This is a genomic window from Rhizobium sp. KNZ14-9A (genome assembly GCF_056755015.1).
Map to the genome: position 1 here is coordinate 1,205,950 of NZ_JBPGXB010000004.1, position 16,359 is coordinate 1,222,308.

Here is a 16,359-nt window from a genome sequence, read left to right on the forward strand (position 1 = left end):
AACGGAAGCGAGACGATGTGACAGGAGCGACATCGCATCAAGCCTCCCGAAATTTTACTGGAGACTTGACCTGCCGCATTTTTCGCTGGCTGATGACGTGCATATCCCTCCCTATGGTGTTTCCCAATGTCCTTCCGATCTGACAATTCAAAACAGTATGCCGCCTTCCTGTTCGACATGGATGGCACGATCCTGAGCTCGACAGCGTCAGCAGAGCGCGTCTGGGGACGCTGGGCCGAGCGGCACGGGCTGGATGTGGAAAAATTCCTGCCGATCATGCACGGATCGCGCGGTATCGACACGATCCGGCGGCTGAACCTTCCTGGCGTCGATGCAGAAGCAGAAGCTGCACAGATCACCGAAGAGGAAATCCAAGATGTCGAAGGCGTCGTCGCACTGCCGGGTGCCGCCGATTTCCTGGCGTCGCTTCCGCCAAACCGGTGGACCATCGTCACCTCTTCGCCGCGTCGCCTTGCGGAGCGGCGGCTCGAGGCAGCCGGGCTGCCAATGCCGCAGGCTATCGTGACGGCGGAAGACGTGACCATCGGCAAGCCCGACCCGCAATGCTATATCCTCGGCGCCGAAAAGCTCGGCTTTGCGACGCATGAATGTCTGGTCTTTGAAGATGTCGAAGCCGGCGTGAAGGCGGGATTAGCAGCTGGCGCCGACGTCATGGTCATCACCGCTGCCGGCCACAAGCATTCGCTGCAGGGCTATCCCGAGATCGAACATTATGCCGACGCGACCGTTGTCATTGCTGACAGCGGTCACCTTTCGATCAAGTTCTGATTGCCTGCCGCACCTGCAGGAAAGGAATTGCCATGAAACCGGAAATCGTCTGTCTGATGATGTCGTCACTCGACGGCGGCCTGCACCCGAGCAAGTGGACGGAAAGCCCCGATGGCGGCCGCAAGGAATGGACGGCTCTCTATCAGAAGGCACATGAAGATCTGCAGGGCGACGCCTGGATCGTCGGGCGCGTGACCATGGCTGAAATGGCCAAGGGAGAGCCGCATCCGCCGCAATCTGCCAGCTCTGTCGAACGGCCAAACCATTTTGCCGATCGCAAGGCAAACAACTACGCGATAGCCCTCGACACATCTGGCAAGCTGCATTTCACGCGGCCCGAGATCGATGGCGATCATATCGTCGTCATCCTCGGCAGTAATGTGCCGGACGCGCATCTGGCGGAACTCGTCGCCGATGGCATCTCCTACATCGTCTCGCCGTCAGTTGAGATCGATCTGCCCGCAGCGCTCGACGCGTTGAACAAGGAACTCGGCATCTGCAAACTGCTGCTCGAAGGCGGTGCTGCGATCAACGGCGCCTTCTTTGCTGCGGGGCTGATCGATGAGTTCTATCTGCTGGTCGCGCCGGCCCTGGACGCCAGAGGCGGCCAGCCTGTCGTCACCTTCGAAGGCGGACTGGCGGGCAAGACGCAGCTATCGCTGATCTCCGCCGAGACGAAAGACAACGGCGCTGTCGCCCTGCGGTATAAGGTCCACGCCTGACAGGGATGATGGACAGCCGCAGAGACGAGGCGCTATATCCACGTCCATGGCCACCTCTGATCCGGATATCGTTATCGTCGGCGCAGGAGCTGCCGGGATCGGAGCTGCACGCCGCCTCAGCGGCCACGGTTATTCCACCGTGATCATCGAGCAACTGCCGCGCACCGGCGGAAGGGCCTGGACTTATGCCACGAACGCCGGGCCGGTCGATCTCGGCTGCGGATGGCTGCATTCGGCAGATCGCAATCCCTGGACCAGGATTGCCGCTGAGCTGGGTTTTGTCGTCGACCGCCGCGTCACGGCCTGGGGCGAGCAATTCAAGGAGCTCGGCTTCTCCAGCAAAGATCGCGCCGCAGCACGAAACGCCTTTGCGCTCTGGAACGAAGACATCCGCAAAAATCCGCCCGCGTCGGACCGGGCATCCGATGCACTCAACCCGAACTCCCCCTGGACGCCTTATCTGCAGGCGCTGAGCGGCTATATCTCGGGAGACGAGCTGGAGCACATTTCGGTGACGGATTACGTCGCCTATGACGATGCCTCCACTGAGAATAACTGGCGTGTCGCCGACGGTTATGGGCATCTGATTACCTCAGCGCTTCCAGCCGATGCGGCGTTGCGGCTCGGCACGCCTCTGGAAGGCCTTGACCTGAGCGAACGAAAGATCGTCCTGCAGACCTCTGCCGGGACGATTAGGACGAGTGCCGTCATCTTCACCATCTCTTCGAATGTTCTGGCGGGCGGTGCGATCAAGCTTCCGAGGGCGTTCGACCCATGGCGGCAGGCGGCATCGCTTCTGCCGCTCGGCAACAACGAAAAACTCTATTTCGAGGTTCTCGACGGCGGTCCTTTCGAGGACGAGACCCATGTGCTCGGTGATCCGCATGACAGTATGACCGGCACCTATTATATCCGCCCCTTCGGCCAGCCGGTCCTCGAATGCTTCCTCGGCGGAGCCGGCGCCCAGGCTGCTTCCGCGATGGGCCACGAAGCCGCCTTCGACCACGCGATCAACCAGCTTACCGATCTCTTCGGCTCGGACACGCGGAAATATCTCAAGCCGCTTGCAGCTTCGAACTGGGCGAGCACACCTTCCATCGGCAGCGGCTACAGCCATGCCCTGCCCGGCCACGCAAACACACGCATGCAACTCGCCCAATCCTTTGACGGCAGGGTTTTCTTCGCTGGCGAAGCAACGCATACGACCGATTTTTCGACGCCGCATGGCGCCTATCAGAGCGGGCAACGCGCGGCCGACGAGGCGATGGCATCACTAATGGTTCGCGTCAAAGCCTCGGGCGCCGACCGCCGCTAGATCCGACAGCAAGCGTTTTTCTTTCCGTTCAGTCACACTCCCCGATCCTGATCCGTCAAGCCTATGACGAACGAAAGCCGGCAGCCAGTCGGCTCTGCGTCAAACGAAACAGATCATCAGGAGATTGAACATGCAAGAGAGAATGGGAAATCCAGCCCTCGTTATCCCGGAAGCCATGCAGGCACTGAATGCCCTCGGCAAACTGCCGGCTACGGCCGGGCTTGCGCCGGGATTCCTGGAGATCATCTATCTGCGCGCCAGCCAGATCAACGGCTGCAGCGTCTGCATCGACGGCCATTGGCGCATTGCCCGCAAAGACGGTGAGACCGACGAGCGGCTCTTTGCCGTCGCCGGCTGGCGCGAAGCCCCTTATTACAGCGATGCCGAACGCGCAGCACTGGCGCTGACGGAGGCGGTTACCCGCCTCAGCGACCGCGCCGATCCGGTGCCGGATGAGGTCTGGGAGGAATGCACCCGTCACTACGACGGCAAGAGTTCTTGCGGCCCTCGTCATCGCAATTGCCAATATCAATGTCTGGAACCGGCTGAACGTCGCCACCCGGCAGGTTGCAGGTCAATGGAAGCCGTGATCAACGGCTTCCATTCATTCAGATGATACCACCACCGCCGGAGACGGAGGCGGGGCGCTCGGCGGCTACCTTTTTGCGGTAGCCGCTGACGCGGTAGGTGGCGATCGGGTCGGTCGCGCCGCCGGCGCGTCGGCGGGCTTCGGCCAGGATCGGCTCGACATCGGCGCGATAGGCGCGCTTTAGCGTTTCGGACGCCATCAACGCGTCATTGTCCTGCTGATAGCCTTCGAGCGCCTTGCGATCGACGATCAGTGCCTGCGCGTAGGCCCGACGGATTTCATTGGCGCTGTTGATCAGGCTTTCGATCGGATCCGTCACATTGTGCGACTGGTCGATCATATGGGCCGGATGGAAATCGTTGACGCCACGGGCTTCGGCATCGACGAGCTCGTTGAAGACGAGGAACAGGCGGTAGGGTTCGATCGAACCGGCGTCGAGGTCATCATCGCCATACTTCGAATCGTTGAAATGGAAGCCGCCGAGCTTGCCGAACTGGATCAGCCGGGCGACGATCATCTCGATATTGGTGTTCGGCGCATGGTGGCCGAGGTCGACAAGGCAGTAGGCCTTGGGACCGAGCGTCTGGGCGATCATATAGTTGCTGCCCCAGTCCTGCACGACCGTCGAATAGAAAGCCGGCTCGTACATCTTGTGCTCGGAGAAGAGCCGCCAATCGTCAGGCAGGGCCTTGTAGATATCCGCCATCGAGGCGAGGTAACGCTCGAAAGCCCTAGTGAAATTGCTCTGGCCGGGAAAGTTCGAACCATCGCCGATCCAGACGGTCAGCGCCTTGGAGCCGATCGCCTTGCCGATCTCGATGCATTCCAGATTATGCTCGATCGCCTGCTGGCGGGTCGCCGCATCCGTGTGGCTGAGCGAGCCATATTTGTAGGTCAGCTTCTGGCCGGGAGCATCCGAGAAAGTGTTGGAATTCATCGCATCGAAGCCGAGGCCAAGCGCATCGCCCTTCGCCTTCAACTCCTTCACGTCGGTCTTGTCCCAGGGAATATGCAAGGACACGGTCGGCGTTGCCTGCGTCAGCTGGTTGATTACGGCGCAATCGTCGAGTTTGTCGAAGATGCCGCGGGGCTCACCGGTGCCCGGGAAACGGGCAAAGCGCGTTCCGCCGGTGCCGACACCCCAGGAGGGTACGGCGACAGTGAATTCCGCCACCTTGCGGGTAATCGCTTCGATATCGACGCCGCGGCGCGCAAGCATTGCACCCAGCGCTTCGTAATCGGCCTTCAAGGCCGCGGCACGCTTGTCGTTTTCCGTTGCGACCAGGTCCGGCGCAATCCTGAATTCAGCCATTTAATCCTCCCTAGCCGCGAACCGCAGACCACGGTTCGCGTTCTAACACTTACATGTCTTCAAAACTCAGGAGCCACGATGGACGTCGTCCGCATTCTTCTTGCGATCATCCTGCCGCCCCTTGGCGTATTTCTGCAGGTCGGGCTCGGCCTGCATTTCTGGCTCAATATATTGCTGACGCTCTGCGGCTACGTGCCGGGGATCGTCCACGCGATATGGGTGATCCTCCGGAAATAGCTTAGCGCGGGAAGCTCTGAACGTTGCCCGCATCGACATTGATGATGTTAGCGGTCGACTTGGCCGACAGATCGGACGCCAGGAAGTAGACGGCTTCGGCGATGTCTTCCGGGAACACGTTGAGTTTCAGCATGGAACGCTTACGATAATGTTCCTCGAGGTCATCCACTTCGATCTTCGAGGAGGCCGCGCGCTGTTCACGCCATTCGCCGCTCCAGATCTTCGAGCCGCGCAGCACCGCATCCGGATTGACCGTGTTGACGCGGATGCCGGCCTCTGCGCCTTCGAGCGCCAGGCAACGGGCGAGATGGATTTCGGCAGCCTTTGCCGTGCAGTAGGCGGCCGCATTCGGCGAAGCCGCAAGGCCGTTCTTCGACGCAATGAAGACGACGTTGCCACCCAGCGCCTGACGGCGGAACAGACGGAAGGCCTCACGCGAAACGAGGAAATAGCCGGTCGCCAGAATGTCGATGTTGCGGTTCCACGTTGACAATTCGGTCGTTTCGATCGGCGCCGAAGAAGCGATGCCTGCATTCGAAACGAGGATGTCGATGCCGCCGAATTCGACGCAGGATTCGGCGAAGGAGGCGATGACCCCGTCTTCCTTGGTAACGTCGAGCTTCAAAGTACGCACTGCATCGGCGCCGTACTTCTTCACGAATTCGGCTTCGGTCTTTTCAAGTGCTTCCTGGTCGATATCGGCAAGCACCACACAGGCACCCTCGCCGACGAGACGGGCGGCCGTTGCGCGGCCGATGCCGCCGGCGCCACCGGTGACGAAGGCAACTTTGCCTGCCAGGCTCTTCGGCTTCGGCATGCGCTGCAGCTTGGCTTCTTCGAGCAGCCAATATTCGATGTCGAAGGCTTCCTGCTCAGGCAGGCCCTGATATTCCGAGACCGTCGAGGAACCGCGCATCACGTTGATGGCGTTGACGTAGAATTCGCTGGCAATACGCGCCGTCGCCTTGTCACGGGCAAAGGAGAGCATGCCGACGCCCGGCACCAGGAAGATGACCGGATTGGCGTCACGCATAGCCGGCGAGTTGTCATGCTTGCAGGCGTTATAATAGCGGGCATAGTCGGCGCGGTAGTCTTCAAGCGCCTTGTCGAGGCCGGCGATGATAGCATCGACATCGGGCTTTGCCGGATCGAGATCGACGATCAGCGGGCGGATCTTGGTGCGCAAGAAGTGGTCAGGGCAGCTGGTGCCGAGCGCACCGAGCGGGCGCAGATTTTTCGAATTCACGAATTCCAGAACCGCATCCTGATCGTCGAAATGGCCGAGCTTGCGCTCCTGCTTGCCGATACGGCCGCGAATTTCCGGCATCAGCCGGGCGGCGAAGGCACGGCGTTCGGCGACCGGCAGGCTTTCAACGACTGCGCCACCGAAGATCGTCTTGCCTTCAGTCTGGCCGGCAAACCATTCGATCGCCTTGTTGATGATATCGAGCGTCAGCTCGTAGCAGGCCTTGGCATCGTTGTCCCAGGTGAAGAGGCCGTGGCTTTCGAGCACGACGCCCTTTGCGTCAGGGTTCGCCTTGACGAAGGCTTCGAGATCGAGGCCGAGCTGGAAGCCCGGACGGCGCCAGGGCAACCAGCCGATCGCATCGCCGAAGACCTGCTTGGTCAATTCCCTGGAGTTCTTGGAGGCGGCGATCGCGATGATGGCGTCCGGATGCATGTGGTCGACATGCGTATAGGGCACGAAGCCGTGCAGCGGCGTATCGATCGAGGCGGCGCGGGCATTCAGGTTGAAGGTGCAATGCGGCAGGAAGCCGACCATGCGGTCCTCGTCCTCGACACCCTTGTAGATGCCCTTCAGCGATTCCAGCTTGTCCTGATAGAGGGTCGCGAACCCGTCGAGCTTGATCGTCCCGACGTCGCCGCCCGAGCCCTTGACCCAGAGCACCTTGACCTTGCTACCATCAAGCGGATCAGTCTCCATGACCTTGGCCGAGGTATTGCCGCCACCATAATTGGTGATGCGCTTGTCGGCGCCGAGGAGATTCGAGCGATAGAGAAGCCTGCCGGGCTCATCGAGGCCCGCCGCATAAGCATCATCCCACCGGTTCTCGAGAAGTCGAACCTTTGCCGCCATGTCATCCTCCCATATAGGCTTGTGTATAGGCCTGCGGGGCGCCGCGATCAGCACGCCCTTTCGCTCACGGTATCGCGCATCAAAATGGCGCTTGTCAATCGAAAACGATCAAATTCGATTATGTTGCATCGCAATATGAAAATTTATGATCGTTTCTGATTGACAGGCTTTAACGGATACGAAATAAATATGACAAGAGGAGGAGCCCAATGCACGAACGCGAACGCCATCGCATTATCTTAAGCGCCGTTCAGGAAAAGTCCGTCGTTACGATTCAGGACATTTCCGAGCTGACGGACGCTTCTGAAGCGACGATCCGGCGCGACATTGCGGCTCTTCACGTGCAGGGCAAGATCCGGCGCGTTCGTGGCGGCGCGGAGGCAGTGCACCCCCCGCAGCTCGGAAATCTTGCGGGCCGTCCCTTCCGGGTTTCAGAATCGGTCAATATCGATAAAAAACGCTCAATCGCGCGCGCAGCCGTCGATCTCTGTGAAGCGGGCGATGCCATCATCATCAATGGCGGCACGACCACCTTCCAGATGGTGCATTACATGGCCGGCCATCGCATGCAGGTCATGACCAATTCCTTCGCCATTGCCGAACATCTGGTGAAGCATTCCAAGAACAGTGTGACGGTGCCGGGCGGCGCGATTTATCGCGAGCAGAGCCTGATCCTGTCGCCCTTCGACAATGACGCGATTCGCAATTTCTATGCGCGGCGCATGTTCATCGGAGCCCAGGGCGTCGGCCCGCTTGGCATCATGGAGGCAGATGCCCTCATCATCCAGAGCGAGCAGAAACTGATGCACCAGGCCGATGAACTCATCGTCATGGTCGATTCAAGCAAATTCAATCGCCGGTCGAGCCTCATTCTTTGCCCGCTCGACCGCGTATCCGTGGTCATCACCGATGACGGTATCTCGGAGGAAGCGGCTCGCATGATCGAGAATGCCGGCGTCCGGCTCGTAGTGGCAAGCCCGGTGGCCCAGGCTGTGAAGGAGGATTCCTCGTCGGTCGCATGAGGCGTCGGCGAGGTGTGGAAGTCTAAATCTTAGTGGGAGGACATGACATGAAACTTGCAAAAACACTTGCAATCGGTGTGGCTTTTGCCGTCGCCATGATGGCTGGCGCCGCAAGCGCCAAGGACATCAAGATCGGCCTCGTCGTAAAGTCGCTTGGCAACGGCTTCTTCGACGCAGCCAACAAGGGTGCCCAGGAAGCGGCCAAGGAACTCGGCGGCGTGGAAGTCATCTACACCGGCCCGACGAGCACGACGGCCGAAGGCCAGATCGAAGTGATCAACTCGCTGATTGCTCAGGGCGTCGATGCCATCGCGATCTCGGCAAATGACCCGGATGCTGTCGTTCCGGCGCTGAAGAAGGCTACCCAGCGCGGTATCAAGGTTATTTCCTGGGACTCCGGCGTTGCCCCTGAAGGCCGCATCCTGCAGCTCAACCCGTCGTCAAACGAGCTGATCGGCAAGATGTGCCTGACGCTCGCCAAGGATCATCTTGATGGCGGCAAGGGTGACTTCGCCATCCTGTCGGCAACGACGACCTCAACGAACCAGAACATCTGGATCGACCAGATGAAGAAGCAGCTCAAGGATTTCCCGGGCCTCAATCTCGTCACCACGGTTTACGGCGACGACCTCTCGGACAAGTCCTATCGTGAAGCCGAAGGCCTGCTGAAGTCCAACCCGAGCGTCAAGGTCATCGTCGCTCCGACGACGGTCGGCGTTCTGGCTGCTTCGAAGGTCGTCGAAGACAAGGGTCTGGTCGGCAAGGTCTACGTGACTGGCCTCGGCCTGCCCTCTGAAATGGCTGGCGCGATCAAGTCCGGTGCGACCAAGGAATTCGCCATCTGGAACCCGATCGACCTTGGCTACTCTGCAACGCAGATCGCCTATCACCTGGCAAAGGGTGATGCCGATGGCAAGCCGGGCAGCGAAATCGAAGCCGGCCGCATGGGCAAGATCAAGATTGGAGACAACGGCGAAGCCGCTATGGCAGACCCCTTTGTCTACAATGCCTCGAACATCGACCAGTTCTCCAAGGTCTTCTGATTTCAGAGATCATGAACGGACACCCGGCGGCTCTGCCGCCGGGCTTCTCTTTCGATGGTGGTAAGCTTGCTGATGACCCCTGCCCTTCAACACCCCGTCTCGGAACCAAAAGCCGATGACGCAACCGCCATTCTGGAAATGCGCGGCATCTCGCAGATTTTTCCGGGCGTGAAGGCGCTCGATAATGTCAGCATCGCGCTCTATCCCGGCAAGGTGACGGCACTGATCGGCGAAAACGGCGCCGGCAAGTCGACACTCGTCAAGATCCTGACCGGCATTTACCGCCCCAATGAGGGCGAGATCATCGTCGACGGCAAATCGGTGCACTTTGCGACAGCACAGGCAGCTATCGATGCGGGTGTGACCGCCATTCACCAGGAAACCGTGCTTTTCGACGAGCTTTCGGTCGCCGAAAATATCTTCCTCGGTCATGCGCCGCGCACGCGCTGGCGCACCATCGACTGGAGCGAGATGAACAGCCGCGCAAGAACGCTGCTGACCTCGCTCGAAAGCAATATTGATCCGACGATTCGCCTTAAAGACCTCTCGATTGCGCAGCGCCATCTGGTGGCGATTGCCCGCGCTTTGTCGATCGAGGCTCGTATCGTCATCATGGACGAACCGACGGCTGCTCTGTCGCGCAAGGAGATCGACGATCTTTTCCGTATCGTCGAGGGCCTGAAAGCAAGCGGCAAGGCCATCCTTTTCATTAGCCATAAGTTCGATGAGCTCTACGAGATCGCGGACAATTACGTCGTGTTCCGCGACGGCCGTGCTGTCGGCCACGGGAAGCTGAAGGAAACGCCGCAGGACGAAATCGTTCGCATGATGGTCGGCCGCGATGTTGAAAACGCCTTCCCGAAGATCGATGTGGCAATCGGCGGCGCAGTGCTCGAAGTCGAAAGATACAGCCACCGCACTGAATTCCGCGATATTTCGCTGACGCTGCGCAAGGGCGAGATCCTTGGTATCTACGGACTGATCGGCGCCGGCCGCTCGGAACTGGCGCAATCGCTTTTCGGCATCACCAAACCGCTCTCCGGCAGGCTGACACTCGAGGGCCGGGAGATTTCCATCAATTCCCCGCATGACGCCATCCGCGCCGGCATCGTTTATGTGCCGGAAGAGCGTGGCCGCCACGGCCTGGCGCTGCCGATGCCGATCTATCAGAACATGACGCTGCCGTCTTTGACGCGCACCTCACGCAAGGGCTTCCTGCAGGCAGCAGACGAATTCGCGCTCGCCCGCAAATATGCCGAGCGGCTGGATCTGCGCGCCGCGGCCCTTTCCGTGCCTGTTGGTACGCTGTCGGGCGGCAACCAGCAGAAGGTCGTCATCGGCAAGTGGCTGGCGACCATGCCCAAGGTCATCATCCTCGATGAGCCGACCAAGGGTATCGATATCGGCTCGAAGGCCGCCGTTCACGGCTTCATCAGCGAACTCGCTGCAGAGGGTCTTTCCATCATCATGATCTCCTCCGAACTGCCCGAAATCATCGGCATGTCGGACCGCGTGCTTGTCATGAAGGAAGGCCTGTCGGCGGGGCTCTTCGAGCGCGATCAGCTTTCGCCGGAAGCGCTGGTGCGCGCGGCGACCGGAAATGCATGAGGTGATGGGCATGATGAGACTGATCAGAAAACGAGAAACCCTGCTCTTTGCCATCATCGTGGTGATGATCGCCGTCTTCTCGACGCGCGCAGCCGATTTCGCGACACCGGACAATCTCGCCGGCATCTTCAACGATACGGCAATCCTTATCATCCTGGCGCTTGCCCAGATGACGGTCATCCTGACGAAATCGATCGATCTTTCGGTCGCAGCCAACCTCGCCTTCACCGGCATGGCAATCGCGATGATGAACGCGGCCTTTCCCGGCCTGCCTCTGATCGTGCTCATCCTTGCGGCGATCGTGATCGGCGCAGCACTCGGCGCCATCAACGGCTTCCTCGTCTGGCGCCTCGAGATCCCGCCGATCGTCGTCACCCTTGGCACGCTTACCATCTATCGTGGCATGGCCTTCGTGCTCTCGGGCGGCGCCTGGGTGAATGCACACCAGATGACGCCGATCTTCCTTGCCGTTCCCCGCACGCCGATCCTCGGACTGCCGATCTTAAGCTGGGTGGCGATCATTATCGTTGCGCTGATGTATATGCTGCTGCGTTACAGCCCGTTCGGCCGTTCGGCCTATGCGACGGGCGGCAATCCGACCGCCGCTGTCTACGCCGGTATCGATACGGGCAAGACGAAATTCCTGGCCTTCGTGCTCTCGGGCGCGCTCGCCGGCCTTTCCAGCTATCTCTGGGTATCGCGCTATGCGGTCGCCTATGTCGATATTGCCAACGGTTTCGAGCTCGACAGCGTCGCGGCCTGCGTGATCGGCGGCATCTCGATCGCCGGTGGTGTTGGCTCGGTTGCCGGCACGGTGCTCGGCGCGCTCTTCCTCGGCGTCATCAAGAACGCCCTTCCCGTCATCGGCATTTCGCCCTTCACCCAGATGGCGATCTCAGGAACCGTCATCATCCTCGCTGTCGTCTTCAACGCCCGGCGCGAGCGCAATCGCGGCCGCATCATCCTGCGTGATCGCGCAGCAGCGGAGGTCGTAGCATGAGCATGGTTTCCGCTCCCCTCGAAACGCAAAAGACCGAAAAGCGCGCTATTCCCGACCGCCTCGGCACGCCCTTCAAGCGCGTCATGTCGAGCTGGGAAGTGCTGCTCTTCGGCGTCGCCGTCCTCATCTTCATCTTCAATTCCGTGGCCTCGCCCTACTTCCTCGACGCCTGGAACCTGTCGGACGCGACCTTCAATTTCACCGAAAAGGCGATGATCGCCTTTGCCATGGCGCTGCTCGTCATCGCCGGCGAAATCGACCTGTCGGTTGCAGCCATCATCGCGCTTGCCTCGACGGCCATGGGTGCTGCAGCGCAGGTCGGCGTCGGTACGCCGGGCCTCGTGCTGATCGGCATCGGCACCGGTCTTCTCTGCGGCATCTTCAACGGTTTCCTCGTCTCTGTTCTGAAACTGCCGTCGATCGTCGTCACCATCGGCACGATGAGCCTCTTCCGCGGCATTTCCTATATCGTGCTCGGCGACCAGGCCTATGGCAAATACCCGGCGGATTTCGCTTATTTCGGCCAGGGCTACGTCGTCTGGGTCTTCTCCTTCGAATTCGTGCTGTTCATCGTGCTGGCAATTCTCTTTGCGATCCTGCTGCATGCCACGAATTTCGGCCGGCAGGTCTATACGATCGGCAACAATGATTTCGCAGCTCGCTTCTCCGGCATTCCGGTCGAGCGCGTGAAATTCATCCTCTTCCTACTGACCGGCGTGATGAGCGGTGTCGCTGCGGTCTGCCTGACCTCGCGCCTCGGCTCGACCCGCCCGTCGATCGCGCAAGGGTGGGAACTCGAAGTCGTCACCATGGTCGTGCTCGGCGGCATCTCAATTCTCGGCGGCTCCGGTACGATCGGCGGCGTCGTCATCGCCGCCTTCGTCATGGGTCTCGTGACTTTCGGTCTTGGCTTGTTGAACGTGCCCGGCATCGTCATGTCGATCTTCATCGGCCTGCTCCTGATCATCACCATCGCGATCCCGATCATCGCCCGCCGCATCAAAGCCATGAGCGCCAAATGACACTGGAAAAACACGCCTTCAAGATGAAGCTCAATCCCGGCATGGAGGCCGAATACAGGAAGCGGCATGACGAGATCTGGCCGGAACTGGTCGATCTGCTGCATCAGTCCGGCGCCAGCGACTATTCCATCCATCTCGACCGCGAGACCAATATGCTTTTCGGCGTGCTGACCCGGCCGAAGGATCACACGATGGCAAGCCTGCCGGACCATCCCGTCATGAAGAAATGGTGGGCGCATATGGCCGATATCATGGCATCCAATCCGGATAATTCGCCAGTCCAGAGCGACCTCGTGACCGTCTTCCATATGCCATGAGCGATTATCGCCGCATCGCCGTTCTCGATATCGGCAAGACAAACGCCAAGGTCGTCGTGCTCGACAGCGCGACGGGGGCCGAAATTGTCGTCCGCAAACAGCCGAATACGGTCATCCGTGACGGCCTCTATCCACATTACGATATCGAGGCGCTCTGGAGCTTCGCGGTTGCTTCGCTGAAAGCCTTTGCAAGAGAGCCGGGTTTCGACGCGATCTCGATCACCACGCATGGCGCGGCCGCTGCCTTGCTCGGCGCGGATGGCAAGCTGGCGATGCCCGTCATCGACTATGAGCATGAATATCCGGAAGAGATCCGTAACGCCTATGATGCGCTGCGGCCATCTTTTACCGAGACCTTCTCGCCCCGTCTTTCGATGGGCCTGAATATCGGCGCGCAGCTTCACTACCAGAAGACGGCTTTTGCCGAAGAATTCGCCAAGGTCGCCACCATCCTCACCTATGCACAATATTGGTCGGCGCGGCTGACTGGTGTCGCTGCGAACGAGGCAACCTCGCTCGGCTGTCATACGGACCTCTGGAATCCGAAGACAGGCGCATACTCCTCGCTGGTCGATACGCTTGCTGTTCGCGACCGGATGGCGCCGATCCATTCGGCCTTCGATGCACTTGGCCACGTTCTGCCCGATATTGCCGCTGAAATCGGTCTTTCCGTGCCCGTCTATTGCGGCATTCATGATTCAAATGCGTCGCTCCTGCCGCATCTCGTCGGCCGCGAAGCGCCTTTTGCCGTGGTCTCGACCGGCACCTGGGTCATCAATTTCGGTGTCGGGGGTGACCTGGACCATCTCGACGCCAAGCGCGATGCGCTCGCCAATGTGGATGCCTATGGCCGCGCCGTACCCTCTTCCCGCTTCATGGGCGGCCGCGAATTCGAAATTCTCTCGGCCGAGATCGGTCAGGTCGGCGATGCCGAGGCAAAAGCCGCCATCGCTGATGTCGTGGCGAAAGGCATCTTGCTGCTACCGAATGTGGCACCGGGCTCCGGTCCCTTTCCGGGCAAGGTCAGCCGTTGGATCCACGCGGACGGAGCGAGCCGGCAGGAGCGCTATGCCGCAGCCTGCCTCTATCTCGCATTGATGACGGAGGCCTGCCTGGGGCTGATTGGCGCCAAGGGCCTAATCATCGTCGAGGGCCCTTTCGCATTGAACGAGACCTATCTGTCGCTGATTGCTGCAATCACCGGCCGCGATACGATGGCGCTGCCGGGCTCGACCGGCACCAGCCAGGGGGCGGCCCTTCTTGCCGGCATCAAGCCGGTATCCGGTGTGGAAAAACACTTCTCACCCCAGACAATTCCGGGCCTCTCCGCCTATCGGGAGCGCTGGTACGCCGCGATGGAATAACAGTCTTTCCAAGACTACCCTTGTTCATGTCGGCCGCGCCGCTAGTGTGGCACCTCTCGATTTGATGGAGGAAACAGCATGACTGAATCATTCGACCCGCGCGCACTGGCCGCCAAACTCTACAGCCTGCGCCAGGCCGGAAAGCAGGAGCCGACGAGCGCCTTTCCGCTGCCGAGCGACCTGCACAAGGCGATGGAAGCGCAAAACTTCCTGAAGGCCGAAGAAGAGGTCGCGAGCAACGCCTGGAAGGTCACGGCCTCGCCCGAGGGCCAGCCGGTCACCGCACCTCTCCATCCCTATGCCGAAGCCGTATCGGGTGCGACCATTGCCTGGAATCCGGGCCTGAAATTCGAAACCGAAATCGCCGTGCGCTTCGGCAAGGATCTTCCTTACCGCAACGGCGCACCCTACGGCCGTGCCGAAGTGCTGGAGGCAATTTCCACCGCCTATCTCGGCGCCGAACTGTTGGTCAGCGCGGTCAAGGAAAGCGGTGCTGTCTCCTTCCTCCTCTTCCTCGCGGATCGTCTCGGCAATAGCGGCTACGTGCTCGGCCCCTCCATTGCAAAGAGCTTCATCGACACGGCCGCAAGCACGCCGCTGAAGGTCACCCAGGGCAGCAGGACGATCTATGACGGTCTTGCCAAGCATCCGAAGGGCGACGTCGTGACCTGGCTGGTCGACTATGCCAACGACCCGCTGCGCCCGGAAGATTCCCTGAAATCCGGCGCGCTCGTCACGACCGGCACGCTCAGCGGCGCCGTCGAACTCACCGAACCCGGCGAGATCGACATACGCTTTGGCGACAGCGCACGACTGACCTTCTCCGTCATCTGATACGGGCATTTCTGCCCGCATAAACTGGGTGATTGTCATCCCGCTCCGCCTCCTGTATTAAACTTGAGTATATTACGAAGGTTTATTTCGGCCATCGGGCCGGAGGCGGAAGTGGAAATGACGTTTCAACCGCGCATGCAAAATAGAATTCACGGCTTTTCCGTCACGAAGGGCGTCAATCGCCGGGTGTGGAACGGCATCGTGGCGGATGTCTGGGATGTGGACTGCGCTCCCCATTCCGGTGGCTATTACGTATCGCGCGACCCGCGGCTTTTCATCCTCCTTGAAAAGCGTGGGCCGGGCAATTCGCGGGTAAAGCTCTCGCCACGCGCCCACGGCACGGTGCAGGACACCGAAAAGCGGCCGATCTCCTACGTGCCGGCCGACATGGAAGTCTGGGCCGATCTGGTGGATGTGCATTCGCTGCGCCATCTCGACATCCATTTCGATGTCGAGACCATCAGCCGAAGGCTCGGCGATGATCTCGATCCGCAGCGCCTTGCCAATGCCCAGCTCCTGTTTTCCGACGAGCGCCTGTTGTCGCTCGCCCAGTTAATTGCCGCCGAATGCGTCAATCCGCAGCCGCTGCATGATCTCTATGGCGATGGCCTATCGCTTTCCCTCATCATCGATGTGCTGAAGCTTACCAAGGTGCAGCCGCGCAAGCGCAGCAAGCTTGCAGGCTGGCAATTGCGCCGCGCCACCGATTTCATCGAGGAGAATTGCCTGCGCAATATCCGGCTGGAAGAACTGGCATCGGTCACTGGCCTGTCGCAATCGCATTTCAGCCACGCCTTCAAGGCCTCGACCGGCGTGGCACCGCATCAATATCAGACCAATGTCCGCCTCGACCGCGCAAAACACCTGCTGGTGCGCGGTGAATACCCCCTGACAACCATCGCTGTGGAAACCGGCTTTGCCGATCAGGCCCATTTCACCCGTGTTTTCCGGAAGAATCTGGGGACCACGCCGGCGAACTGGAAAAAGGCGCAGATTGCGTAATTGCAACACGCTTGGGCTTTTGCGTGCAGCGCGGAAAATTGCCCAAGAACGTTCAATTTCCACCCGATCACGACAATCCGCCCAA

The 16,359-nt window shown here is 60.1% G+C and carries 15 protein-coding genes and 1 pseudogene; 14 read left to right on the forward strand and 2 right to left on the reverse strand.

The window, feature by feature from the left end; translation table 11 throughout:
* Positions 1 to 126 precede the first annotated feature (126 nt).
* The 4 genes and pseudogenes from ACR9ZQ_RS35880 (at position 127) to ACR9ZQ_RS35895 (ending at position 3,416) form a co-directional block, all read left to right on the forward strand.
* Positions 127 to 789 carry an HAD family hydrolase gene (locus tag ACR9ZQ_RS35880; RefSeq protein ID WP_477818593.1) on the forward strand — a complete coding sequence of 221 codons (663 nt, stop codon included), beginning with the start codon at positions 127 to 129 and terminating at the stop codon, positions 787 to 789.
* Between the two features lie 32 nt (positions 790 to 821).
* Complete coding sequence (locus ACR9ZQ_RS35885) at positions 822 to 1,511, forward strand: RibD family protein (RefSeq protein WP_481430151.1); 690 nt, start codon at positions 822 to 824, stop codon at positions 1,509 to 1,511.
* 46 nt (positions 1,512 to 1,557) lie between these two features.
* The gene (locus tag ACR9ZQ_RS35890; RefSeq protein WP_481430152.1) at positions 1,558 to 2,826 is read left to right on the forward strand and encodes a flavin monoamine oxidase family protein; all 1,269 of its coding nucleotides are present in this window, start codon (positions 1,558 to 1,560) and stop codon (positions 2,824 to 2,826) included.
* Between the two features lie 130 nt (positions 2,827 to 2,956).
* Positions 2,957 to 3,416: pseudogene (locus ACR9ZQ_RS35895) on the forward strand (carboxymuconolactone decarboxylase family protein).
* An 18-nt stretch (positions 3,417 to 3,434) separates the two neighbouring features.
* On the opposite strand, the gene rhaI reads toward ACR9ZQ_RS35895, so the two are convergent.
* Entirely contained in the window at positions 3,435 to 4,727 is a 1,293-nt protein-coding gene (gene rhaI / locus ACR9ZQ_RS35900) for an L-rhamnose catabolism isomerase (RefSeq protein ID WP_481430153.1), read from the reverse strand.
* Positions 4,728 to 4,805: 78 nt separating this feature from the next.
* Between rhaI and ACR9ZQ_RS35905 the strand changes: the two genes are divergently transcribed.
* Positions 4,806 to 4,964 (forward strand): YqaE/Pmp3 family membrane protein, encoded by a 159-nt coding sequence (locus tag ACR9ZQ_RS35905; protein ID WP_481430154.1) that lies wholly within the window; start codon positions 4,806 to 4,808, stop codon positions 4,962 to 4,964.
* Between the two features lies 1 nt (position 4,965).
* On the opposite strand, the gene ACR9ZQ_RS35910 is transcribed toward ACR9ZQ_RS35905, so the two are convergent.
* The gene (locus tag ACR9ZQ_RS35910; RefSeq protein ID WP_481430155.1) at positions 4,966 to 7,062 is read right to left on the reverse strand and encodes a bifunctional rhamnulose-1-phosphate aldolase/short-chain dehydrogenase; all 2,097 of its coding nucleotides are present in this window, start codon (positions 7,060 to 7,062) and stop codon (positions 4,966 to 4,968) included.
* A 209-nt stretch (positions 7,063 to 7,271) separates the two neighbouring features.
* Here ACR9ZQ_RS35910 and ACR9ZQ_RS35915 point away from each other — a divergent pair, with 209 nt between their 5' ends.
* The 9 genes from ACR9ZQ_RS35915 to ACR9ZQ_RS35955 all read left to right on the forward strand — a co-directional run bounded on the left by ACR9ZQ_RS35915 (position 7,272) and on the right by ACR9ZQ_RS35955 (position 16,274).
* Complete coding sequence (locus tag ACR9ZQ_RS35915; RefSeq protein ID WP_025669053.1) at positions 7,272 to 8,084, forward strand: DeoR/GlpR family DNA-binding transcription regulator; 813 nt, start codon at positions 7,272 to 7,274, stop codon at positions 8,082 to 8,084.
* A gap of 47 nt (positions 8,085 to 8,131) precedes the next feature.
* The gene (gene rhaS / locus ACR9ZQ_RS35920; protein ID WP_310382556.1) at positions 8,132 to 9,127 is read left to right on the forward strand and encodes a rhamnose ABC transporter substrate-binding protein; all 996 of its coding nucleotides are present in this window, start codon (positions 8,132 to 8,134) and stop codon (positions 9,125 to 9,127) included.
* A gap of 72 nt (positions 9,128 to 9,199) precedes the next feature.
* Positions 9,200 to 10,735: a sugar ABC transporter ATP-binding protein gene (locus ACR9ZQ_RS35925; protein ID WP_481430156.1), complete on the forward strand. Its 1,536-nt coding sequence runs from the start codon at positions 9,200 to 9,202 to the stop codon at positions 10,733 to 10,735.
* Between the two features lie 10 nt (positions 10,736 to 10,745).
* A complete protein-coding gene (locus ACR9ZQ_RS35930; protein WP_481430157.1) occupies positions 10,746 to 11,735 on the forward strand; it encodes an ABC transporter permease in 990 nt (329 codons plus the stop codon).
* Positions 11,732 to 12,757: an ABC transporter permease gene (locus ACR9ZQ_RS35935; protein WP_481430158.1), complete on the forward strand. Its 1,026-nt coding sequence runs from the start codon at positions 11,732 to 11,734 to the stop codon at positions 12,755 to 12,757. The genes ACR9ZQ_RS35930 and ACR9ZQ_RS35935 overlap by 4 nt, the downstream gene beginning before the upstream one ends.
* Positions 12,754 to 13,074, forward strand: a complete 321-nt coding sequence (rhaM, locus tag ACR9ZQ_RS35940; RefSeq protein ID WP_481430159.1) for an L-rhamnose mutarotase — start codon at positions 12,754 to 12,756, stop codon at positions 13,072 to 13,074. Before ACR9ZQ_RS35935 ends, rhaM begins: the two co-directional genes overlap by 4 nt.
* Positions 13,071 to 14,438: an FGGY-family carbohydrate kinase gene (locus tag ACR9ZQ_RS35945; protein WP_481430160.1), complete on the forward strand. Its 1,368-nt coding sequence runs from the start codon at positions 13,071 to 13,073 to the stop codon at positions 14,436 to 14,438. The genes rhaM and ACR9ZQ_RS35945 overlap by 4 nt, the downstream gene beginning before the upstream one ends.
* A 78-nt stretch (positions 14,439 to 14,516) precedes the next feature.
* The gene (locus ACR9ZQ_RS35950) at positions 14,517 to 15,272 is read left to right on the forward strand and encodes a fumarylacetoacetate hydrolase family protein (RefSeq protein ID WP_481430161.1); all 756 of its coding nucleotides are present in this window, start codon (positions 14,517 to 14,519) and stop codon (positions 15,270 to 15,272) included.
* A 117-nt stretch (positions 15,273 to 15,389) separates the two neighbouring features.
* Entirely contained in the window at positions 15,390 to 16,274 is an 885-nt protein-coding gene (locus ACR9ZQ_RS35955) for a helix-turn-helix domain-containing protein (RefSeq protein WP_481430162.1), read from the forward strand.
* Positions 16,275 to 16,359: the final 85 nt, after the last annotated feature.